Source organism: Lepagella muris, from assembly GCF_004793975.1.
GTDB lineage: Bacteria > Bacteroidota > Bacteroidia > Bacteroidales > Muribaculaceae > Lepagella > Lepagella muris.
On sequence record NZ_SRYB01000003.1, the window covers coordinates 1 to 24,272 of the forward strand.

Genomic DNA, 24,272 nt, shown 5'->3' on the forward strand with positions numbered 1-24,272 from the left:
TAAACCTTAAACCATTTAAGTGAAGCAAGTTGGAAAACTTGCGAAACTTAAATAAGATAAGAGATATGAAAAATATAGACCGACGGGAATTTCTGAAGCGTCTCGGTATGGGCACGGCGGCTATCTCTGCCGCAGCTCTTGCAGGATGCGACTCGAAACAGAATACTGTGACGGGCAACCGGACTTCAACCGGGGAGATTCCGACCGACAAGATGACGTATCGTAAGAATCCGAAGACGGGAGAACAGGTATCGATTCTCGGATATGGCATGATGCGTCTCCCGACGATAGAGAAGAGTGAGGGCGAGGAGGTGAATAAGGATGAGATTGATCAGGAGACGGTCAACCGTCTTGTGGACTATGCGCTGGAGCATGGCGTGAATTATTTCGACACGTCGCCGGCATACTGCAAGGGGCGTTCGGAGCGTGCTACCGGTATCGCGCTTAGCCGCCATCCGCGCGACAGCTATTTCATTGCCACAAAATTGTCGAATTTCGCGAAATCCACATGGAGCCGGGAGAAGTCGATTGAGATGTACCGCAATTCTCTGAAGGAGCTTCAGACCGATCATATCGACTATATGCTGCTTCATGCCATTGGCATGGGGGCGGATGGACCGCAGGAGTTCCGTTCGAGATATATCGACAATGGTATTCTCGATTTCCTCATGGGGGAGCGTGAGGCGGGACGCATACGTAATCTCGGTTTCTCTTATCATGGCGACGTGCGTGTGTTTGATGATATGCTTGCGCAGCATGACAAGTATAAATGGGATTTCGTGCAGATTCAGATGAATTATCTTGACTGGGCTCATGCCAAGGAGATAAATCCGAGCAACACAGATGCGGAGTATCTTTATGGAGAGCTGGAGAAGATGGGAATCCCGGCTGTCATCATGGAGCCGTTGCTTGGCGGACGTCTTGCGAATGTGCCTGACAATATCGTGGCGCGTCTCAAGCAGCGTGAGCCGGAACGCAGTGTGGCGTCGTGGGCGTTCAGATACGCCGGAACCATGCCGAATGTGCTCACCGTGTTGAGCGGTATGACGTATATGGAGCATCTTCAGGATAACCTGCGGTCATATTGTCCGCTTCTGCCGCTTACGGATGAGGAGATGAAATTCCTTTATTCCACGGCAAACCTAATTGTCAAATTCCCGACGGTGCCGTGCAACGATTGCAAGTATTGCATGCCCTGCCCTTACGGACTTGATATTCCGGGAATATTGCTTCATTACAACAAATGCGTAAATGAGGGTAACACTCCGGAGAGCAGTCAGGATGAGAATTATAAGGAGGCACGTCGTGCGTTTCTTGTGGGCTACGACAGGAGCGTGCCGAAATTACGTCAGGCGAGCCATTGCATAGGTTGTGGAGCCTGTGCACCGCATTGTCCGCAGGGTATCAATATCCCGAATGCGCTTGCAAGGATTGACAAGTATGTGGAGAATCTGAAACAGGATAAATTATGACAGACATACGTATGCGGATATAACGTATGCGATATGATAGAAATAGACGAGGACACTGAAAGAGTATTGATTTTTCAGTGTCCTCGCTTCTCTATCAGAACTCTGTTTTATCAGGATTCTGTCATTCGATATTTATCCTATTTTCAATTCTCAAAATATACTTGGTTTCTGAGAAGAAACGGTCCATCCTTACAGCTTGCCCTGTCCTGAACAAGGGTCTTTCACTATTGGCTATATATGCTTTCTTTTTGGAAAAATTACGGGACTCATCCTGCTGTTCAAAATATTTGATAGTGGAACGCAATTGTTTTTTCTCCCTCCTTTATCCAATAGTTGTCCTTACCGCCTCGTTGTTTAAGTTCCACAAAGATGATTGCGTCTTCATAAAACAGACATCCATCACAACGATTGTCCATCTTCCCATTCTCTTTGCGCAGTTCGATGCAATGATCTATCGGTACAAAATTCACTTTAATCTGATAATGATTATCTACCACCGCAATCCAATCCTGACCTTCGTTTTCTGCAATGTAGGCCTTATCTGCGGCAGGAGCAGGACGGTCGCATATACCGAATTTTCGCTTACTTGATGAAGCAATATGTTCTATTGGGAAAAAATCGATCATAATTCTTGTTGTATTTCCAATAAATCTGCAAAATCATTGTTTGTCTTATCCAACATCCTGTTAAGGAAATTGTCATCTGAAGGCAGAGCATGATAAGTATCCAAAACAGTTACAGTTCCGTCTGATTCATTAAACTCATAAATGGCAATATCATCCGGTTGTATGGTAGCCTCAATAGGATAAACGGCATTCAATCTTTCACGTACACCATCGGGTATATTTCTGTATGCCGACAACATTCCTGTCTTTACAGCTATTGTCAGACTGTTTATAAGGTAAGGACTATGTGTCGTGACAACCAATCTGTTTGCATCTAATGAATTATTAAAAGCCAATAATTGCTTCATTATCATCCATTGTGATTCCGGATATAGATTTTGTTCCGGTTCTTCCACTATATTTATGAAAGCTGACTTATTAAACCTTGCAGAAAGAGTTGAAAGGGCTATCCTGCGTTGCTCATCCGTAAGATTTGGAATGTTCCAGATATTGGCGACTTCCGCTTCAAACCGTTTTGTCTCATCACTACTCATTTTATGAGCATGGCTTGCCTGACTTTTTACAGATTCGGATAAATACAACGAAACCAAATAAAGGGGAACCATTGACTGGAAGCCACTTGATGCCTCCATTAACTTCACCTTGTAGTCCTCACCTTTGACTGAGACTACATCATTCTGTTTGTTGTATTCCAATTGCGCATTATTGATCGGCAATTCCAGACCACCTTTTATAAATTGCTTGGCATTGTTATACTCCGTCAGGAATACAAGCAATGCATCCGGCAGGTCTTTAATCAGATTCGGTCTGTTGACCATGCTGATGAAATTACGTTCGGCAGGGATATACATGATTTGAGGAAGTGAATAATCATTCAATGTGTCCTCTCTCTTTTCTATGATAAAATCTCCATCTTTAGTATAGGTAAACTTGTAGGTGTCTCCCTCGTAGAAAATTTCGGTCTTTTCCTTTATAAAGTAATTGGATATTCGATGATAGGCGCAATATTTGTTCTTAAAACGTGCCGCCGTAAATTCCTTATCTTTGAAATCTCCTCGTGTCAAAACCTTCTCCATCCATGTAAAGGTGGAAATCAGTTTAGCGACTGTGCTTTTGCCGCTACCCTGATTACCTGTAAAAATGGTCACTTTTTTTATGTCAATCCATCCATCGGTTGAAGAGGTTATACACTTTACCGGACCGAAATTTTTAATTTTGATTCTACTCATATAATTTTGTATAGACTTGTGCAAAGATAGTGTTTCCAAATGATATAACCTAACAAAGATGTATATATATCATTTAAGTTTCGCAAGTTTTCCAACTTGCTTCACTTAAATGGTTTAAGGTTTAATGTTTATGGTTTATGATCATTAAATTTTGTATAATGAAAAGATTCGTGGATTTTCGTGAATCTTAAACCTTAAACTATAAACTTTAAACCACTGAAGTGCAGCTTGCGAAACTTCAGTATATCATAAATTACTGTCATTATAGTCGGGAGATGTGGGGTGTGTCGGTGTCTGCCAAATTTGTATGCGATAGGGATGATTCGGGGAGTGTTATGTTTTTGGCGGGGATGTGGACTCTTGTATGGGATATTAGGTATATTTTTGCAAGAAACTGAGAAATTTCTTTTTGATATGAGAAAAATTTATGGCACGGTTCTGATGCTCTCGGCAGCGGTAGGGATTAATCCGGTGGCAGTAATGTCGCAGGGGGATTCCCGTCATTATGCAGCGATGAGTGAGGAGACATTAGATTCGATATATTCCCGATATGGTATTCCGGGTACAGGATTGCTTCGCGAGAACTATCCGTTTGACAGCGGATATAAGGCGGGCTATCTCGCCGGGGATGACGGTGTACAAGGTAATCCCTATTCCTATCTGTGGCCCTTCTCCGGCACATTGTCGGCTGTGTCGGCAATCTATGAGGCAACATCGGACAAGAAATGGCTTCAGGTGCTTGATGAAAGGGTTATGCCCGGTCTGGAGATGTATGCCGATGAGAAACGGATCCCTCCGGCATACGCATCATACGTCAACACGGCGGCACAGAGCGACCGTTTCTATGACGACAATATATGGCTCGGCATAGATTTCGTCGACCTTTACAACTCCACAAAGGATGCCATCTGGCTACATCGGGCGCAGAAGATATGGGAGTTCATAGAGTGCGGTACGGATGACGTGTTAGGTGGTGGCATATACTGGTGTGAGCAGAAAAAGGGGAGTAAGAACACTTGCTCGAATGCTCCGGGTGCGGTGTTGGCACTGAAACTGTATGGCGCGACATCCGACAAAAGGTATCTGGAGAAGGGTAGGAGACTTTACGATTGGACCAAGAGAAATCTTCAGGATCCTGAAGATGGTCTTTATTTCGATAACATCAACCTGAAAGGGGAGATTGGACGTTCAAAATTTGCGTACAATACGGGGCAGATGATTGAGGCGGCAGTGCTGCTATATCGTCATACCGGCAAAAAGGGGTATCTGCGGGAAGCAGAACGTGTGGCGGAGAGCGGCTACCGTCATTTCTTCAATGGCGGAGAGGGATTGGATGAGAAGGGTAGTTTCCGTCTGCTGAATCCGAGGGATGTATGGTTCTCGGCAGTCATGATGCGCGGATATGCCGCTCTTGAAAGGGTGAACCATAACCCTGTCTACATGGATGCCTTCTGCCGAAATCTTGATTACGTATGGAGAAACATGCGCGATGCGTCGACCGGACTTGTTGACAGTGACTGGTCGGGCACGGTGAAGGATGAGAAGAAATGGCTCCTCACACAGGCGGCATACAGCGAAATGCTTGCGCGTGCCGCTTATTACAGGAAATCAAATAACCACCAACATCAATAACATGAAGAGATTGACAACGGCGATGATCTGCATGGTTGCCATTATTTGCAGCTACGGGCGAGACGTATGGAGTTAAGGCTGCTCCGTTGTCCTCCATCTCATCGTGTCGGCTGGCAGTGAGAATCCGGGCTATATCACGTCTGCCTGTGTCCTGTATGGCAAGAGCGACAAGGATTCCGATTGGGAGACGCTGGATTACGTCACTTCAAACAAGAAGAACAAGCTGCATCGTAAGTTGCAGAATCCGCGCAGTGTGCGCTACCTGCGTCTGATGGTATTGCAGCCGTTGCAGACTCCGGAGGTTGTGGCTACACGAATTTATGAATTTTCAGTGCACTGAATCTTTATTTTTTAGGATGTATTATTTTTAGGTAGAGAGGAAAACTTGACCGGCTTCCCTCTTTTTTATGTTTTAACATTTCGGAATAAAGTCAGATAACTTAGATCGATATATGAATTATTTCAAATTTTATAGTATCTTTGCGGTACACAATACATTCTTCTACGGAATGAAGTTTAGACAACTTTAATGTATTGTGCTTTAATTGAAAAAGATAATTTTGAAGTTTAGGTAACTTCGTTATATAAATATAACTTGTATGCACAATGTACTGAAACTACAATCGCGATATCTTTTGGGAAACTTTATTGCTGCACTGTCCATAATGAATGGAACCGTAAATGCAAAAGATATTGTAAATGATTGGGAGAATCCCGATGTCTTGGGAATTAACAAGAGATCGTATCACGCCACGCTTATCCCTCCATCAAAAAAGAAAGATAATGCATCGGTAATAAGTCTTGACGGTATTTGGCGATTCAAATGGTCGGCAGATCCTGAACATCGCCCTGTGAATTTTTATAAGGATAATTATGATGTGGGGGAATGGGATTCAATACAAGTGCCGGGTAATTGGCAGATGCAAGGCTACGGCATACCGATATACACCAACATCAATTATCCATTTGCTCCGAATGTGCCCAAAGTTACAGATGAGCCACCATCGGATTTTTATAGCAACAGTCATAGGAATCCGGTAGGATCATACGTCCGTGATTTCAATATAGGTAAGAAAAATGCGTCGAAACGTTATCTTCTGCATTTCGAAGGGGTAAAGTCAGCTTTTTATCTATGGGTGAATGGTCGGCGTGTCGGTTACAGTCAGAATTCCATGTCGCCGGCAGAATTTGATATCACGTCTTATATCCGATCCGGAGATAACCGTATCGCGGTGGAGGTGTATCGTTGGAGTGACGGTAGTTATCTTGAAGATCAGGATATGTGGCGTTTCTGCGGAATATTCCGTCCTGTGGAATTATGGGTTCGTCCGACAGTCATGATGTCGGATTATTCTATTGAGGTGGTTCCTGCAAATGATTTCTCTTATGCTGTGGTGAAGGGATCGGTGAGAGTGGATAACTGTAGTGGCAAAAAAGCGGAAGGGGTATCTCTGTCGTTTGAAATTGATGATGGCTGCACTGTCGCAGATTATAACAGATGCAAGAGAACCACTACCACTCCTGTAACCTTGAAAAAGGGTGAAAGCCGGATGCTGATGGTGGAGGATACGATATATAATCCGCGCTTATGGTCAAGTGAGTCACCGGAGTTGTATGATGTGCGCCTTACCTTGTCTGACAGGAATGGAGAGTGTGAATCATTTGCCTCTTATTTCGGAGTGCGTAAGGTGGAGATAAAGGGAGAAGTGCTTTACGTAAACGGTAAGCCTGTTAAAATTAAAGGCGTGAACAGGCATGAGCATCATCCGCGCACAGGCAGATATGTCGATTCCTTGACATTGCTTACGGATCTGAAACTGATCAAACAGGCAAATATCAATATGATCCGTACGAGTCATTATCCCAATATGCCGCTTTTTTATGAACTTTGCGACCGTATGGGCATCTACGTGATGGACGAGGCAAACAATGAGAGTCACGGATTCGGGATAGGCAATAGAAAATTGGGTGATGATCCTACTTGGCGGAAAGCACATGTTGACCGTGCAGTGTCGCTTGTCATGCGCGACAGAAATCATCCGTCGGTAATAATGTGGTCGCTTGGTAATGAGGGAGCGGCTGGTGATAATATAAAGGCAATGGCTGATACAGTTCGTGCGATAGACTCCACAAGAGTGGTATATTATGATTCCGACCGCAGTGTATCCGATATTTATGATGAAGGCTATTTGCTGCCGGATGCGTTGCGGAGTCTTGCCGAAAGGGTGACAGACCGTCCGGTAATGATGCGGGAATATGCTCATGCGATGGGAAACTCAATGGGGAATTTACGTGAATATTGGGATGTTATATATGCAGATCCCTCAATTGCCGGCGGTGCGATATGGGACTGGGTGGATCAGGGAATTGCGAAACGTATTGACGGTTCGCCTCTTGAATATTCCGGCAATGTGGCGAATCTCAAATTGCGCGAAGGGGAATTCTGGGCTTTTGGTGGAGATTTCGGAGATCGTCCTAACGATGGAAATTTCAATATAAATGGACTTGTCGCGCCCGACCGCACTCCCCATCCGCATTATTATGAGGTGAAGAAGGTGTATCAGAACATTGATTTCGTCAAGGACGGGGATAAAATTAGATTGATAGATAGACATTGCTTCACTCCATTGGATAAGTTCCGCTACACGTTTGATGTGCTCGTCGACGGGATTGTTGTCTCTTCGGGAGAATTGTCGCCTGATTCCGGATATCTTCCACTCCCTTATGTGGATTGCAGCAAGGGTGAGACTTATATAAATGTCTATGCCCGTCTGAAGGAATCTACGTCATGGGCAGATGCCGGTTTTGCTGTTGCCTCGGAGCAGATATATCTCGGTGGTGAAATTGCGCCTGTTGAATGTGCTGTAATCGGTGAGGTCTCGGTGGATAGGGAAAAGGATAAGGCGATTGTGAGATTTGCTGACAATATGGTAGAGATCGGTTCTGACGGCTCTTTACTGAAATGGGTAAGGAACGGTTCGGAAATATTTAAGTCGCCGATGAAACCTTATTTTTGGAAACCTGCCAATGACAGTCAGAAGCATAATGGCTATAACGAACGTCTTGGTGCATGGCGTGATGCCGCCGACCGTCGGGAGATCATATCTTTCCGTGTCGAGAGGCTGGATTCATGTGTGGAGATAGCATCATCTTCAAGATTGGATATTGGGGCGGTGCTTGATCTCACTTACAGAGTGTCGGGAAATGGATATATTGATGTGGAGATGCGATATTCTCCGGACGAACAACCTAAACCGTTTATTCCGAAATTTGGAATGAATGTGTCGCTGCCGTCAGATTTCAAGAAGGTTGGCTGGTATGGATGCGGACCACATGAGAATTATCCTGACAGGAAAGAATCTGCGTTCATCGGACGGTATGAAATGCCGCTGTCGGAATTTGCAACATATTATGAGGCACCACAGGATAATTCCAACAGATGTGATGTGAAAGAGATTACTATTGAGGGTGATTCTATCCCGGCAATAAAGATTCTTGCGCCTGAGCGTGGTGTTTCATTCCGTATATGGCAATATTCTGAGGATGATATAGAGCGGGCGGCTCATCATTACATGCTTCCGGTTGCGGATGTGTTTACGCTTAATATTGATTCGGAAATACATGGTGTGGGTGGTGCTGATGCATGGGGAGCTCGCACTCTTGAGAAATATTCGGTTGACGGGAATGTTCCGCATCATCTTCATTTCAGGCTCTTTGCCGACTGATTATCCGCTGTCATATATGTTGGTAAACTTACATGTATGGTGTAAAAAAAACAGTATGGTTTGTGGATAGTTTACGTTTTTTTTCATAGTTTTGCAAAGTGTAGCCCGTTGTCATGCTGTTGTCTGTAAGGCAGAGGGATTGACGCAAATGAAATAACCCAAAAGAGATGAAAAGTAATGAACGCATAGCATACTGCCGGGTTTTCTCCGACCTGATAATGGCGGACTCGGTTATCGATGCCGGTGAGATGGATTATTTCACCGGCTTCCGTGCTGATTTCCGTCTGTCGCGACAGGAGGAGATCGAGGCAAAGGGGATGACGCTTGCCGAAGCAATCGGCATATTGCGTGAGTCGGACAAGGAGACGCGTGAGGAGCTTGTAAGCCGATGCCGCGCACTCTCCGTCAGCGACGGCTTTTGTGCGCGTTTGGAAGCATTGCTGATAATGGGGGTGGCGAGGGCTCTTGATGACCTGTATGGAGAGGTGAGCCATATATATTCCTTCCCGAAGAATATTTTCGACATACCTACATCTTGCCTTATCTACATAGAGGGTGAGCCGGCGGAGTGCGTTGATAATTTGGTGGAGCGCAATTATCGTGGACTCTTCTCGGAGTTCCGTCTGGGTGGCTTCGAGTTTATCTACATACCGGAGATCATACGCCATTACCGCGAGGCGGAACCGGGACTTATGGAGAGAATAGCCGGATTCATTGCACCGCAACTATCGGAGGAGCGGCGACGGGAAGGGGTGGAGAAACTTCTGAGAATGACCACGTATGAGTTTACGAAGGATATATTGTGCAACAAACTCGGTATGGATTCATTGCGCAACACCACTCCTGCATTCTTTCTGAAGATCGGCACATCATTCGTTGGCGACACCATCTATTCCAACTATCTGAAGATGGATATAGAGGGGGATCTGATGCGCGACGTCCATGAGTTTCTTGATGAGTTCACGTCAATGCTAAGTTCGGACGTGGTCATCGTCAGCAACAACCGTGAGCAGCACAACCAGTTCCTGTATGCCGGTTTCTACAAACTGCTTCTTGACATGCACCTTATGCGTCGCAACGTTCGCAGCCGTATATTCATTAATCCCTACAAGGAGGAGATCTCATTCCCGGATATAGACACGGTGCTTCACGGGCTTCACCGCAGGGAGAAGGCGTTGTATCTGACCATGCTTGTGATGTCGAGCCGTGGAGGCGTCAACTTCGCTTCGCCTGCCACTTCGCGTCAACGGGAGGCGTATGACCGGCGTATGAACAAGTTGCAGGAGATGTATCGTCATTTCTATGGGATTTTCGGAGGGGATAAGGATAAGGCGCCGGATTTGCGCCAGTCTGACATACGTCGCCCGATGCTCAGCCTTATCAAACGTCAGCTTGGAAAACTGTCCGGTCAATTGCTCAACATAGGGGATTACGTTGTCAGCAAGGATAAGGACAACACTCTCTTCATTCATCTTGACAGCAGTCTGGTGGAGGTGAAGGATGGCATGACGGGGGATATGGTTCCGCTGACGGAATGGATTAAGACTTCATCTCAATTTTGATATGGAGCATAAGAGGGTTGCAATGTTGCAACCATAATGACGTGAATATCGTTTAAAAGAATGAATATGTTGCAAAAATACGTGTTCATATCGTAAAAATAGCGAAATTCGCTTATTGAAGAGTATTAACCTATAAAAATTGAGTATGTATAACAGCAATAACAATGTGAACGTCCCGACACAGGTGACGAAAGGTATTATTTGGGGAATCGCGGGAGTGGTTTTCGTGATAGTAGCAATGGCATTTATCCGTCCGTGGTATAATGTCTGGTCGCAGGAGATGGAGGGTAAGGCAGAGTTTGCCAAGGCGGAGCAGAACCGTAAGATCAAGATAGAGGAGGCGCGAGCCAACCTTGAGGCGGAGAAACTCAACGCACAGGCGGAGATAGAGCGTGCGAAGGGTGCGGCGGAAGCGATCCGCATAGAGAACGGCTCAATCACGCCGACCTACATACAGTATCTCTGGGTGCGCCAGCAGTCTGACCTCAGCGACAAGACAGTCATCTACGTGCCTACTGAGGCTAACTTGCCCATATTGGAGTCGACAAGGGGATTGTCGTTGCCAAAGGAATGAAGTTTAGACAACATCAATAGGTAATCTTTCAAAAAGCAACCAAAAGCAAAAATATAAACTATATGCAGACAAATCATCTGACAGGCTTGACCGATGCCCAAGTGGCACAGAGCCGAGAAAAGAATGGTGCCAATATTCTGACGCCACCCAAGAAAGATTCTTTGTTTAAGAAATTTCTTGAGAAATTCGGAGACCCGTTGATAATAATCCTGCTTGTGGCGGGAGCATTGTCGATCGGTATCTCATGTTATGAATATTTCGGATTAGGAAAGGATGCTGGAGTATTCTTCGAACCTATCGGCATATTCATTGCCATATTGCTTGCCACCGGGCTGGCATTCATATTCGAATTGAAGGCTGACAAGGAGTTCTCTCTGCTCAATCAGGTGAATGATGACGAGCCGGTGCGCGTGCTGCGTAACTCAACCACCATAGAGATTCCCAAGAAGGACGTGGTTGTGGGTGATGTGGTATATCTCTCCACAGGTGATGAGATTCCGGCTGACGGCACATTGGTGGAGGCGGTGACTCTCACGGTGGATGAATCGACTCTCACCGGCGAACCTGCCTGTCACAAGACCATCGACCCGAATGATTTTGATCCGGATGCCACCTATAAGAGCAACTACGTGTTGCGCGGCACAAAGGTGATGGAGGGTCATGGCATCTTCATTGTGGATAAGGTGGGTGATGCCACGGAGAATGGCAAGGTGTTTGAAGAGGCACAGATCGACGACAGCGTAAAGACTCCGCTCAACGAGCAGCTTGACGGTCTGGGTGATCTCATCAGTAAGGTGAGCTATGCGATAGCCGCACTGATTGTGGTGGGGCGTTGCGTGATGTATTACTTTGATCCTCATTTTGCAGAGACAGGAGGTTTCTTCACAGTAGATTTCGGTGCCTACCTGCTTCAGAGCATCATGATAGCCGTGACGCTGGTGGTTGTGGCTGTGCCGGAGGGTCTTCCTATGGCTGTCACTCTCTCGCTTGCTTACTCCATGCGCCGTATGCTCAAGACCAATAACCTTGTGCGCAAGATGCACGCCTGCGAGACGATGGGTGCGACTACGGTGATATGTACTGATAAGACCGGTACGCTTACGCAGAACCAGATGCAGGTGGCTGAGGCTAATTTCTACGGCGACACCCCACAGGCTATCATTGAGGAGGGTATAGCCGTAAACTCTACTGCCACTCTCGACTTCTCCGGTAGCAAACCTAAGGCTCTTGGTAATCCCACCGAGGGTGCGCTTCTTCTCTGGCTCAATGCTGCCGGGAAGAACTACGATGAGATAAAGGCTGCGGCTCCGCGTCTGGAAGAGCTTCCGTTTACTACGGAGCGTAAGTTCATGGCTACAATTGTCAAGTCAGCCGTTACAGGTAAACCGATGCTTTACGTCAAGGGTGCGCCGGAGATTGTGCTTGGACTCTGTAAGAATGTGGCTGGCAACGTTTCGAGGGATGAGATAGCCAAGCAGCTTCTTGCATATCAGAATCAGGCTATGCGTACACTCGGTTTCGCCTATCAGGAACTTGCGTCGGTTGATGGCGTGATAGAGAATGGTAAGGTCAATGCCGACAACCTCACGTTTGAGGGTATCGTGGCTATCTCCGATCCCGTGCGTGCGGATGTCCCGGCGGCTGTGAAGGAGTGTCTCGATGCAGGTATCAACGTGAAGATTGTGACTGGTGACACACCTGCCACGGCACGTGAGATCGGTCGTCAGATCGGGCTCATCACTGAGTCGGATGGTAAGGAATGTGTAATCACAGGTCCGGAATTTGCGGAGCTTTCCGAGGGTGAACTTCGTAAGCGCGTGGGCGATTTCAAGATTATAGCGCGTGCGCGTCCTACTGACAAGAAGCGTCTCGTGGAGGCTCTTCAGGCAAACAATCAGGTAGTGGCGGTGACCGGCGACGGCACCAACGACGCCCCGGCGTTGAAGGCAGCCCATGTGGGTCTGTCGATGGGCGACGGCACATCTGTGGCTAAGGAGGCATCCGACATCACAATCGTCGATAACTCATTCTCGTCGATTGGACGTGCCGTGATGTGGGGACGTTCACTGTTCCAAAATATACAACGTTTCATACTGTTCCAGATGACAGTCAACGTGGCGGCGTGTCTTATCGTGCTTGCCGGTGCGTTCATGGGTACTGAGTCACCGCTTACGGTCACTCAGATGCTGTGGGTGAACCTAATCATGGATACATTTGCGGCTATGGCACTCGCGTCGCTTCCGCCGTCGGAGAGCGTAATGCGTGACAAACCGCGCGACCGTAATGCGTTTATCATATCGCGCAGCATGTGGACGTCGATCATCAGTGTCGGAGGTCTGTTCTTTGCCGTGTTGCTCGGTCTGCTATATATCTTCGAACATTCCGACATCACCTCCATGAGTCAGCTTTGCGGACTTCAGCTTGGAGCGCGTGATTCGCTCACTCCGTATGAGTTGAGTCTGTTCTTCACGATCTTCGTATTCCTTCAGTTCTGGAACATGTTTAATGCACGTGCGTTTATGACCGGACGTTCTGCCTTCCATTTCAAGGGATGCCGCGGTTTTGCGATGATTGCGTTGATAATACTTATCGGACAGGTATTCATTGTTGAGCTTGGTGGTGAGTTCTTCAATGTGACACCGTTGAAGTTCATGGACTGGGTGTGGATCATCGCCTCCACCTCAGTAGTGCTCTGGATAGGTGAGTTGATCCGCCTCTTCAAGAAGTAACCACCTACACCGCATAACGCGAATACACCGTATAACGCGTGTGTGAAATTAAACCGCAGAGAGCGCGGAGATCACGGAGAATTTTGTTTATGCAGAAAACTTCGTGTTCTCCGCGTTCTTCGTGGTTAAATTTGCACGAGATTACTCCATGATTGATTCCTTAGTTGGATAACGCTTCAGTAATTCGTATGCATACGCCGAACTTTGAGAAGTAAGGTCATCATCATTGTCTTGAAGCCAATTTACAACAGGTGATTGATATACCCGTTTCATTGCCGTCAATATATCACACTCCTTATCATGCATGACATTTTTTACAAGATTATCAATAATGTTTGATGCAAGGAATTTATGTTGTTGTAATTTTGTCATAATCTATTCTATATAAATGTTTGATTGCTTTATATGTACCAAAAAATATTTGGTTATTAAGTTTTGAATATCGTAATCCTTTTACAACATCTTCCATTGAAAAAGATCCCTCCAGATAACGGTTTAAAATATATGCCACTCCATCATCAGCCACAGGACCAATTACAATATCATAAGAATGCTCAAAAGGTGGATTTGTTTGTTCTCTGTTTGAGAGAATAAATTCAGCCCATTCTTCATTAGGTTCTTCAAACTTAAGGACTTTACAATCGCCTTCGCCTTGTAAAATCATATCATCAATTTGATATGTGTGTATAATTGGATTACCAAATCGACGACTTTTTCTTTTTGCCATATCGTAAGCCTGTTCCCGGATATTAGTCAGATAAAAACCTTGTCCAAAATCTTTATATGGCATACATTTTGATAAATCAATTTTATCAAAATACATATTTGTACCATGATACAATATCATTATTTTATCGACCCTCCTGCATCGCAACAAGTTGCAGCTAATTCGTCTAATGTATCCTCTATTGGTAGAGTATGTTCAATTTCGTAAAAATCAATTAGATACTTCATTCCACCAAATTTTAACAGATATTCAAACGCATTCTGAAGCGTCAAAGAATAACGTTCCGCAAACTTACGGACAATCATATTCAGATATGGTATACGATACTTATCCATACTATTGATTATATATAAGTGATTATTTATAAAACGTTTTTTTTCATAAATTATTTGGATTCAAGTCACTTCATTACAATAAAACTCTGTGCTCTCCGCGTTCTCGGTGGTTAAAATTGCACAAAGAAATGAAAGAAACGAAAGAAATAGATTTTTGAAGAAATTATAAAAATTTTTTCTTTTATTTCTTTCTTTTCTTAGTGATTGATATAAATTCAGTAGAATTATTTGTTTATTTGGAAGATCCTGTGTTACTTTACAATATGAAAAATGACTACTATATGAATAATGAAGATAGTTTCACTAACAATGACAAAGATTGAAAATGAAATTCAGTATAAGATTGCATTAAAACGTGTTGAGGAGTTGATGCTATCTCTGCCGGAGGATACTCCTGAAGATACTCCGGAAATGGTTGAACTGACGTTGCTTGGTAATTTGGTTGCCGATTATGAGGAAGAGCATTTCCCAATTGAAAGACCCTCTTTGGTGGATATGCTTAAATTGCGTATGTATGAAATGGGGTTGACACAGGTGGCTCTGTCAAAATTATTGGGTATTAATCCATCCCGTATTTGTGAATATCTTTCAGGCAAAAAGGAACCGACACTTATGCAGGCTCGCGTAATGAGTCAGAAATTGAATATCGACCCTGCAATTGTCCTTGGTGTCGATACCCCATGTTGACCGTCACTGTCATTACGCCACATAGCGCACGGGTCATTATACCGCAGCGCGTGAAAGATCGCACCGCATAACGCGTAAAAAATTACACCGCAGAGAGCGCGGAGAGCGCGGAGATCACGGAGATTATATAATAAGACTCTGTGCTCTCCGCGCTCTTTGTGGTTAAATTTGTACGAGATTTATTGTTCGGACACTCCGTTGGAGTAGAGCCATTCCGGTGCAATGTCTGCACCATTTGCCCAAAATATAGTTTCGTCTAATCCAAATTGCTTGAATTTTTCAATGTCAGTCAATTCTTGAAATGCCGGAGCAGACAAGATAGGAGTCAGATCTACATTTTTTACCACTCCATCATTGAATGTACATTTCAGAACATAGTTTCCTTTATATTCAACATCAGTTACTTGCAGATACATAATAATTTTAATTTATCGATTGATTTTTGTTAATTTTTCACCTCTCTGAGCTTTTTCCCAAAGTTCCATAACTTCAGATTCGTGCTTGTCAAGAAATTTGTTGACAAGTGCAACGGATTTGAATCTTGCTTTACCTTCAATAAGACGATCTTTAATTGTAATGGTAAATTCTTCAGAACCTCTCCTAACGTGAATATGTGGAGGATTATGGTCAAATCCATAGATGTATATCAACAAACCCTCAAGTATGTATATTGCACCCATTTTAATTATAATTTATCTTATTAAATGTACAAAGATAGTGATTTTAAATCATTTTATCATATAAAAGAGAAAAATAAAAAAAACTCTGTGCTCTCCGCGCTCTTTGTGGTTAAAATTGCACAAAGAAATGAAAGAAACGAAAGAAATTATTTATTGAAGAAATTATAAAAAAATTTCTTTAAATTCTTTCTTTTCTTCGTGCGATTTCATGTCGGGTGTCATTAACCGCTCGTTGTATTTGGTGTTGTGATTAACTATCAGGTCTTTATTAATGTTATTTATTTGTTTTAAACATATTTTAATGCCTTTATTTTTTTGAAAAAGTATTGATCTGACTAATTTTGCAATCATCTCATGAACATGATTGATTGCACCGCAGAGCACACGGAGATTACGGAGATTTTGTGTTTTGAGATAATAAAAACTCCGTGTTCTCCGCGCTCTCAGTGGTTAAAATAGCACTAAGAAATAAAAGAAACGAAAGAAATTATAAAAAATTTTCTTTAATTTCCTTCTTTTCTTCGTGCGATTTCATGTCACTGGGATAAAAAACTCCGTGTTCTCCGCGTTCTTGGTGGTGAGATTTACATGAGACTTTTTTACATATAAACTATAATAACTATGCGTAACTATTTATTTTTATTGTTGCCGTTATGCTTGCTATCTTGTAATGGTAACAATTCCGGCACGTCCAAGAGTGTGGATGAGCCGGAAGTCGTCGAGGTGTCAATTGATTCCGTATCTGTTGCCGGCGACACCTCGAAGCTCCACCTGCAAAGCTATAACCCTACCTCTTACCTTGATCAGAACAGGTCGGTCTATGGCTATAACTACAAGCGTCATGGGTTGGATGTGATAGATATGGCTGGTTTGAAGATAGACCGTTTCATCCCGTTTGAGCATCACGGACCGGATGCCGTCAACATGCAGGTGGCGGGATTAAAGGCACTCTCCCCGGACACCATCGCGATATATGACGGCATTGCCGTATGCCTTATCGACAGCATGGGGAAGGTGAGGGATAGGATCAAGTTGTCGGATGACTATTACTGTAACATTGAGACAAATTCCCGTATGAACATAACGGATTTCAATATAGATTTTGACAAGCATACAGTGACGTATCCTGCCGTGAACCATGAAAAGGGTTTTGAGGTTGTGGTGTATGATTTTGGATCGGGCTCTGTACTGAAGAATGTCCGGTTGAGGAAACCTGTGAGCGAGGGGAAGCATGGTTTCATGGGAGCCCCTAACGTCACATTCAATAAGGATCTTGCCATATACAACTATCCTTTTGAATCAGACATATACGTTTACGATATGTCTGCCGACAGCACAAGGGTGATCCATGCCAAGAGCAACTTCGTAGATGAGGTGATGCCGGAGAGCAAGGGTGATACTTCCGAACTTCTGGAACGTTATGGAATGGAAAATTTCTTCCATTCGCCTCTGTATTATCTTGAGAAGGAGGGGAAGTATGTCATGGTCACGCTTGACGGCGCACCGGTGGAGCCGAACGGAGACATTGCGGAGGCAATATATGGAAGGAAACTGTATGCGATGTATTTCGATAAGGATTTCAATCCGGTAGGAGAATGTGAACTGCCGCAGAACCGCTATAACCCATTCGTCGGCTGGTTCACGACACCGGAATACCTCGGCTTTTTTGTAGAGAACGTATTCCATCCGGTGGATGAAGACACCATCATCATCGATAAAGTGACCTATAAAAACCGCTGATCACACCGCAGAGCACGCGAAAATTACACCGCAGAGAACGCGGAGATCACGGAGATTTTGTGTTTTGAGATAATAAAAAACTCTGCGATCTTTGCGCTCTTGGTGGTTTAATTTGCACAAAGAAATAAAAGAAACGAAAGAAATTATTTATTGAAGAAATTATAAAAAAATTTCTTTTATTTCTTTCTTTCTTTTCTTCGTGCTATTTCATGTTACAGGGATAAAAAAAACTCTGTGCTCTCCGCGCTCTTTGTGGTTAAATTTGCACGAAGAAAAAAAAGAAACGAAAGAAATTATTTATTGGAGAAATTATAAAAATTTTTTCTTTTCTTTCTTTCTTTTCTTCGTGCTATTTCATTTTACAGGAATAAAAAAACTCTGTGCTCTCCGCGCTCTTTGTGGTTAAATCTTCGTGCGATTTTAATCTTCGTGTGGATTTTGGTGTCGGATTTTGATGGCAATCGGAAATTGTGTTAACTTTGTGGATTGTAAAATATTTGGCTTGTTTGCCGGAGTTTTTGCCACAATTATGAAACGAATTATCGATTATATTACAATATGTAGTGCGATTCCACGACACATGTTATCGCACCGTAGGATAGTTACACCGCAGTGCACACGGAGATTATATAAAAAACTCAGCGATCTCCGCGCACTTTGTGGTTTAGTTGAAATTTTAGTTATCGGAGTTGTTGTCGCTACGGGTTGCGACAGACATTCCGCAGTGAGGAGCGAACTTGACAGGGCTGATGCCCTCATGGAGGAGCATCCCGACTCCTCCCTCCGTATGTTGGAGGCTATCCGATCGGATAGCCTTAGCGGAGAGGAACTTGCGCGTCATTCTCTACTCATCTCAATGGCTATCGACAAGAATTATATTGATACTACAGTATTTGACATATTGCAACCGGCAATTGACTTTTACAAGAAACACGGCACTCCGGATGAGCGTCTACAGACACTCTATTATCTCGGTCGGATATATCAGAATCGTGGAGAATCGGAAAAGGCGAACAAGGTATTTCTGAATGCTCTTGAACTGAAAGGGGAGGTTACAGATTCCATGGTTCTGGCAAGAACCAATGTTGCCATTGCGCAGACATTTAAGTATTGGCTTGTACTGACGGAATACGTGAAATATTATTCCTATGCAGCCGATATTTACAGACATCTTGGTCGTGAAGAATTGTACTACGATTGTCTGCTGAGTATGCTCAACGGATATAATCTGCTTGATAATAAGGAAAGGGCGGACAGTATTTTGATGTTGTGTTCGGAGGGTCGTAAGGATGGGCATATAGAATCATCGTTGTTCCGGAGTTATCATTTGGCGTATATCACGCATTTTGGATTGTCCGCTCAGTTGGATTCAATAATAAATCTGTGTCGAGATAATCGTGTAGGTTCAACAATAGATCTTATGATGATTGCCAATGGTTGCCTGGAAGCGGGCGATACTTCAAGGGCGGCAGAGATATTGAAAGATGTAAGGACATCTGGTATAGAGTATGACACGTTGAAATATCAAAGTATTCTGATAGACTTGTATCGAGTCACGGGTGATTATAAGAATGCCTTTGAGGAATGTCTGCGTTTTTTCAATACTAATGACAGTCTGAACCTTATCAAGTTCAGGAATGCACAGATAGAAAGTCAGCATCATCATGAGTTCCAACTCGCCGTCATATCCGACAGTCAGTTCAAATCCGGCATTATTACTGTCATTATTGCAGTCATGTTTACATTGCTGTTTGCTGTCATGATATTGGTGTATTCCCTTCGTATCCATAAGGCAAAAAACCATAGGCTCGCAATGAACAATCAGATGACAGACCTTGAACAGAATTTGATTCGGCAGATAGCCAAGACGACAGAGGCGGAAAACATCCGGTTGCATCTTGAACGAAAGCAACAAGAGTTGGAATCGGATAACATGCGGTTGCGCATGGCTGAATTGTCTTCGGAGATAGAGCATCTGAAGGAGATAAATTCAGAAAACAATCACGACGTGGCACAAGAGGTAAAGGAGGTAATACAAAACCGAATATCGATGCTCAATGCCTTTCTTGCATCGCGTTTGTCATCAAGTGCCCGTCATGAGGATTTGTATGAGAAATGGACAAGAGAACTGATCTCCGACAAGAATAAATTCATGCAGGAGAATAGACTCGCATTTCAGGTATGTTATCCCAAATTTATAGATAATCTCAAGAATCAGGATCTTGACGATGGGGAGATTGAATATGTATGCCTGTATGCAATCGGTCTACGTGGGACTGAGATTTCCTCTTATCTGAATTCAACGAGCCATCTGCATATAAGCAGTGCCGTAAGGAAGAAATTAGGTTTGGGAAAACATGACACCAATCTTGGGAATTATATAAAAAAACTATTGGATGAATCCAGATGACTTATGTTTTTCATTGCTTTTTTGATTTGAATGTCGGTAAATTCAAACTTTTGATTTTAGATTCAAACTTTTAGGTTCTAATTTTGCAGAAAAAACTATAATAAATATGCATAACTATTTATTTCTGTGGATGAAGACACCATCATCATCGATAAAGTGAGCTATAAAGGTTCATAGGGATTAGATATCGTGCTAATAAACATATAGATTGCAGTCTTATCTTTGCCAATCAATGATAAGACTGCAATCTATATGTTTAAAGATAATGATACGTTTAATTACAAGTCGTGCACAAATACCTGTTTCCCGTTACGCCATATAAATGGTTGTTCCTCATGACCTTTGGTGAGGTCTCGTAACCAATACAATGCATTCTCCGGAGCATCAAAGGTCAAAGAATGATTTTCTGCAATGGCTCTATCTACTTCTTTCCATCCTTTTTCAACAGAATCAAAATATAGAAGTTGATAATGATCTCCAGGCCAAACGAAATTATCATTGTTACGGGGTATAAATGCTACTGCTTCCACATTTTGTGGACTATCAAGTTCCAATATCAGCTTTCGTCTTTCTTTTGGCATGGCGAAAAAGGATAGTATGTCACCATCAATAGCATTTTCAGGATGAAAATATCCGTCAAACTTAGAAAATATAGAGCAGTTGATTTTTTTCTTTGCAGTGGAATCTGAGTAAATCTCTATCTGACCGATAACAATCTGATCTTCTCCCGGTACTGTCAATCTCACGTATTTTGAGTATGTTGGAGGGAATAACGATAGATGGAAATTGGTATCCAAAGTGTCGGGGAAACTTGCACCTCTGACGGATTTTTCAAAATTAAGGGAATTACTCAATTCAAAATAGCCTCCCGATACGCCTTTGGAAAACCAGTCATAAAGCCAAGGCATAAACGGCATCTTTCGGTTAATGGTGAGTTTAACCGTTTTTGGGGAAGGTTTAAGCATAGTAATTGAGCCATCCCTTTCAAATATGAATGGGAAACCACATAATTTAGTCTGTCCGGATTCCCCTTTTTCCAATACAGGGGCATAGATACTTCCAGGTTCTATATTCTTGAACACAGCTTCCGTTTCTGAATATTCCGAGGCATAATCTATTATTCTCCATTCTCCGGGAGAGAATACCCCAAGCATTACACGTTTTTCTGATGGATTGTCTATGGAGACCATGATACTGTTTTGTCCGAAATATTCTTCTGTCACATCCTTGATAAAATAATTACGGATTGGTGTCTTAATTCGCGTTGTCTCCACTATAGACTCCTTGCGTTCATTTTGCAAGGAAGGCATATATCGATATACTTTCCCCTTTTTTCTCCAATCATTGATTGAAGAATCCCTCCGCTCAACCATATTCTTACTTAAAGGGATGAACCGTCCTGTGATATTATCACGCACCACCACCCATTGATGGGATGTGGCGGTTTCAGGAGAACTGAAATATGTATCAACGGCACATGGTATTCCGACCGACCGTAGTGCATAGACTGCATGGTCACATTGGTCGCGGCATGGACCCGAATGACTTAAGAAGAGGTCAGTGGCTTTTCTGTGAGGCCATATTGCACATATATTATATTTGAAATTCTCTTTTTCCAACTCTTCGTAAATGATTTCCGCTGCCTTAAGAACGTCATTCCCTTTAGGATAAAGAGAATCAAGAAGAATTCCGTAATGCGACAAATAAAGATGACGCCAGTCTGACAGTTTTTCATCTCCGATGCGATGTGGAAGAATAAAATTATTGAAATCATCGTCTTTCAGTTCCACATTCCATTCCCTGATGTTACGTTGTTTCCATGCGTCATCAATATTTTTTATCAAAAGAGAATCTGTAATGGTATGGCAATCGTAAAGTCTGGGGAGTGTCGTATAGTTGAAAGATGACCAGTCCCTTTTCGTAATATCTTTGAAATACCATAGGTTTTCTGTTACAGCAATCTGATGCAATAGATTTTCAATTGAGTCAAGTTCTCCCTTATCTGAATAGGAATACCAGTGAGGCAGGTTTCTAATAATAAATTTAGCGGATGATAATTTTTCAGGACTTTCATTATAATGAGCTAACACATTTTCCAATGCATGCCGATTATCGGCTGCATAATCTAAGACAGTCTCTAAAGAGTTATTTTGTCTACATGAAAATAGACCTAAAAAAGTTATCAGAAATGATATTTTCTGAAGATTCATGATGTGTATATTTTTATATTATAATTTAGTTGTTTTATATCAAAAATCAAGTCAATCTAATTCTACTATACTTAAAGAATATTATTGATAGTAAAATTGATCAAGTGATGAATTATGAAGCTAACTTTTTTAGGTGACTGCAAAGTTATAATATTTATTTAAATAATAAAAAAAAGATTGTAAAAATGTAAGGTATAAAGTGTTTTTAGATTATATGGTCAGTTATTTTTTAGAGGTAAATAGCATGCATATTATTCGTTGTTTATTGAGTTAAAAATTTTTTTTTAATATTCAGATGATAGAGGTTTTTCTATTGTAATGCGTATAAGATGAGGGCAAATTCAAACTTTTAAAACTTTTCGGTTAGTTTGATTTGTGATTGCATTGTAATTTCTTAATTATAATACAATTATAAAATGTTAAAAAATATAAATTCAAACTTTTGATTTTAAATTCAAACTTTTGAATATTAATTTTGCGAAAAAATTTAACACGTAATAACATGAAAAGATTTGCATTAATAATGTCGGTATTGCTTATGGCATTCTGCTCAACTGCGGAAGCTAAAGAAGATGAAAAAGATGTCATAACAATTGTAATTAATAAAACAAACATACCAGATAAACCCCATAGAATGCCTTTGCGTCATAATATATCCGCGTGGTATGACACATTGGAGAATGCCATATATATGGAATCTTCTATGTCGGATGAGGTAGAGGTATATATAACATCGAATAATGAGGTGTTGCATTATTCCCCGACTATAAATACCGTATTTTATCTGCCATCAAATAACGGTACATATATGATAGAGATATATAGTAAAAGTTGGAGTGCATACGGTATTCTTGAACTATGATAACGCGTAAGAGATGAAGATTTCGGCAAGGTCGGTAGCAGTAGGATTCATAGCGTTTGTGGGTTGTATGCTCCCCTCATGTGTCAAATCCGGAGATGATGCAGCAGCAATTGTCAGAGAATGGATGGGCAAGGAGATTGTTGTTCCGGAGAATCTGACATTTGTATTGCAAGGCGATACTGTGAATTATAATTGGCAGAGTGCTGACTACCGTATCGTCACTTATATTGATGGCGAGGGTTGCACGGAATGTAGTATGAAATTGCCGATCTGGCAACAAATGATTGACAGATTCAATTCTTTGGGTGAGACAGATGTGTCTTTCCTTATGATTGTGGAGACAGATTCAGCAGGATACGACAAGGTTATAGAATTAGAGAGGAAGAATAAATTTTCTCAGCCTATAGTTATTGACGTAAACGGGTTATTCAGTAAGAGCAATTCCTTATCGCAGGAATTAGCATATCAAACTTTCCTACTTGATTCAGACAATCGTGTTGTTGCTATTGGTAATCCGGTGTATAATCATAATGTGAGTTCATTATATGAGGATATAATCCGAGGATCCGAAAGTATTGGGATGACTGATAGTGTAAGGAGTCTTGTCGGTTCACCAATCTTGTGTAGGAACATAGGGATGACTCATAAAGGAAAAACCAGCAAGATTTATTTTGAAATAACAAACTATTCCGATCAAGACATAATTATAGATAGGATTGCGACATCATGCGAATGCACTGAAGCTTATTCAGATAACGATACAATCCAATCGAAACAGAGTGTGACACTTTTTGTCAACTACACTCCGGATAGTGTCACGGAAGGAGAGTTTGAGAGAGAAATTATGGTCAATTTTAAAGGTATTGAAGAACCATTGGTTTATAGGATTATCGGATTTGTAAAATAATCTGATTTAATCTGAAATCAAATAAATTTTATTATAATTAGTGAACATGACAAAGAAAATTATCTTGTCTGCAGCGGCGACCTTAGCAGCTGCTGTGACAGTTGCTATTACCATTGATAGTAGCAACATTGAAAATGACTTCTCCAAATTGGAGATGGCAAATAT

General features: G+C 42.4%; 20 protein-coding genes. 12 read left to right on the plus strand and 8 right to left on the minus strand.

What is annotated here, in order from left to right; all coding sequences use genetic code 11:
• Positions 1-65: 65 nt before the first annotated feature.
• Positions 66-1,472, plus strand: a complete 1,407-nt coding sequence (locus tag E5331_RS02755) for an aldo/keto reductase (RefSeq protein WP_123484057.1) — start codon at positions 66-68, stop codon at positions 1,470-1,472.
• A 278-nt stretch (positions 1,473-1,750) separates the two neighbouring features.
• Here E5331_RS02755 and E5331_RS02760 read toward each other — a convergent pair whose 3' ends face one another.
• The gene (locus E5331_RS02760; protein ID WP_275441041.1) at positions 1,751-2,098 is read right to left on the minus strand and encodes a hypothetical protein; all 348 of its coding nucleotides are present in this window, start codon (positions 2,096-2,098) and stop codon (positions 1,751-1,753) included.
• Complete coding sequence (locus tag E5331_RS02765; protein WP_135986403.1) at positions 2,095-3,327, minus strand: AAA family ATPase; 1,233 nt, start codon at positions 3,325-3,327, stop codon at positions 2,095-2,097. The genes E5331_RS02760 and E5331_RS02765 overlap by 4 nt, the downstream gene beginning before the upstream one ends.
• 414 nt (positions 3,328-3,741) lie before the next feature.
• On the opposite strand from E5331_RS02765, the gene E5331_RS02770 reads away from it, so the two are divergent.
• The 6 genes from E5331_RS02770 to E5331_RS02795 all read left to right on the plus strand — a co-directional run bounded on the left by E5331_RS02770 (position 3,742) and on the right by E5331_RS02795 (position 13,549).
• The gene (locus E5331_RS02770; RefSeq protein ID WP_123484059.1) at positions 3,742-4,959 is read left to right on the plus strand and encodes a glycoside hydrolase family 76 protein; all 1,218 of its coding nucleotides are present in this window, start codon (positions 3,742-3,744) and stop codon (positions 4,957-4,959) included.
• A 103-nt stretch (positions 4,960-5,062) separates the two neighbouring features.
• On the plus strand, positions 5,063-5,299 hold the full coding sequence (locus tag E5331_RS02775) for a hypothetical protein (protein WP_123484060.1): 237 nt from the start codon (positions 5,063-5,065) through the stop codon (positions 5,297-5,299).
• 325 nt (positions 5,300-5,624) lie between these two features.
• A complete protein-coding gene (locus E5331_RS02780; protein WP_123483489.1) occupies positions 5,625-8,684 on the plus strand; it encodes a glycoside hydrolase family 2 TIM barrel-domain containing protein in 3,060 nt (1,019 codons plus the stop codon).
• 167 nt (positions 8,685-8,851) lie between these two features.
• Complete coding sequence (locus E5331_RS02785; protein ID WP_123483488.1) at positions 8,852-10,246, plus strand: hypothetical protein; 1,395 nt, start codon at positions 8,852-8,854, stop codon at positions 10,244-10,246.
• A 238-nt stretch (positions 10,247-10,484) separates the two neighbouring features.
• Positions 10,485-10,820, plus strand: a complete 336-nt coding sequence (locus E5331_RS02790; RefSeq protein ID WP_123483494.1) for a hypothetical protein — start codon at positions 10,485-10,487, stop codon at positions 10,818-10,820.
• A 62-nt stretch (positions 10,821-10,882) separates the two neighbouring features.
• Positions 10,883-13,549: a calcium-translocating P-type ATPase, PMCA-type gene (locus E5331_RS02795; protein ID WP_135985813.1), complete on the plus strand. Its 2,667-nt coding sequence runs from the start codon at positions 10,883-10,885 to the stop codon at positions 13,547-13,549.
• A gap of 141 nt (positions 13,550-13,690) precedes the next feature.
• Here the strand turns inward: E5331_RS02795 and E5331_RS02800 are convergent, their stop codons facing one another.
• Genes E5331_RS02800 through E5331_RS02810 form a run of 3 tightly spaced genes read right to left on the minus strand, consistent with a single transcriptional unit; the run spans position 13,691 to position 14,611 of the window.
• Positions 13,691-13,921: a hypothetical protein gene (locus tag E5331_RS02800; RefSeq protein WP_123483486.1), complete on the minus strand. Its 231-nt coding sequence runs from the start codon at positions 13,919-13,921 to the stop codon at positions 13,691-13,693.
• Positions 13,899-14,396 carry a DUF3990 domain-containing protein gene (locus tag E5331_RS02805; RefSeq protein WP_123483485.1) on the minus strand — a complete coding sequence of 166 codons (498 nt, stop codon included), beginning with the start codon at positions 14,394-14,396 and terminating at the stop codon, positions 13,899-13,901. The genes E5331_RS02800 and E5331_RS02805 overlap by 23 nt, the downstream gene beginning before the upstream one ends.
• Complete coding sequence (locus E5331_RS02810) at positions 14,396-14,611, minus strand: DUF3791 domain-containing protein (RefSeq protein WP_123483484.1); 216 nt, start codon at positions 14,609-14,611, stop codon at positions 14,396-14,398. The genes E5331_RS02805 and E5331_RS02810 overlap by 1 nt, the downstream gene beginning before the upstream one ends.
• Before the next feature lie 309 nt (positions 14,612-14,920).
• Here E5331_RS02810 and E5331_RS02815 point away from each other — a divergent pair, with 309 nt between their 5' ends.
• On the plus strand, positions 14,921-15,298 hold the full coding sequence (locus E5331_RS02815; protein ID WP_135985815.1) for a helix-turn-helix domain-containing protein: 378 nt from the start codon (positions 14,921-14,923) through the stop codon (positions 15,296-15,298).
• A 179-nt stretch (positions 15,299-15,477) separates the two neighbouring features.
• Here the strand turns inward: E5331_RS02815 and E5331_RS02820 are convergent, their stop codons facing one another.
• Together E5331_RS02820 and E5331_RS02825 are read right to left on the minus strand one after the other, a co-directional pair.
• Entirely contained in the window at positions 15,478-15,714 is a 237-nt protein-coding gene (locus E5331_RS02820; RefSeq protein ID WP_135985817.1) for a DUF2442 domain-containing protein, read from the minus strand.
• 12 nt (positions 15,715-15,726) lie between these two features.
• The gene (locus E5331_RS02825) at positions 15,727-15,978 is read right to left on the minus strand and encodes a DUF4160 domain-containing protein (RefSeq protein WP_135985819.1); all 252 of its coding nucleotides are present in this window, start codon (positions 15,976-15,978) and stop codon (positions 15,727-15,729) included.
• Between the two features lie 621 nt (positions 15,979-16,599).
• Between E5331_RS02825 and E5331_RS02830 the strand changes: the two genes are divergently transcribed.
• Positions 16,600-17,718, plus strand: a complete 1,119-nt coding sequence (locus tag E5331_RS02830; RefSeq protein WP_135985821.1) for a DUF4221 family protein — start codon at positions 16,600-16,602, stop codon at positions 17,716-17,718.
• Positions 17,719-18,247: 529 nt separating this feature from the next.
• A complete protein-coding gene (locus tag E5331_RS02835) occupies positions 18,248-20,128 on the plus strand; it encodes a hypothetical protein (protein ID WP_135985823.1) in 1,881 nt (626 codons plus the stop codon).
• A gap of 278 nt (positions 20,129-20,406) precedes the next feature.
• On the opposite strand, the gene E5331_RS02840 is transcribed toward E5331_RS02835, so the two are convergent.
• A complete protein-coding gene (locus E5331_RS02840) occupies positions 20,407-21,972 on the minus strand; it encodes a transglutaminase domain-containing protein (RefSeq protein ID WP_168355113.1) in 1,566 nt (521 codons plus the stop codon).
• 868 nt (positions 21,973-22,840) lie between these two features.
• On the opposite strand from E5331_RS02840, the gene E5331_RS02845 reads away from it, so the two are divergent.
• Both E5331_RS02845 and E5331_RS02850 read left to right on the plus strand, forming a co-directional pair.
• Positions 22,841-23,200, plus strand: a complete 360-nt coding sequence (locus E5331_RS02845) for a hypothetical protein (protein WP_123484595.1) — start codon at positions 22,841-22,843, stop codon at positions 23,198-23,200.
• A gap of 13 nt (positions 23,201-23,213) precedes the next feature.
• Complete coding sequence (locus E5331_RS02850) at positions 23,214-24,107, plus strand: DUF1573 domain-containing protein (RefSeq protein ID WP_123484596.1); 894 nt, start codon at positions 23,214-23,216, stop codon at positions 24,105-24,107.
• Positions 24,108-24,272 lie beyond the last annotated feature (165 nt).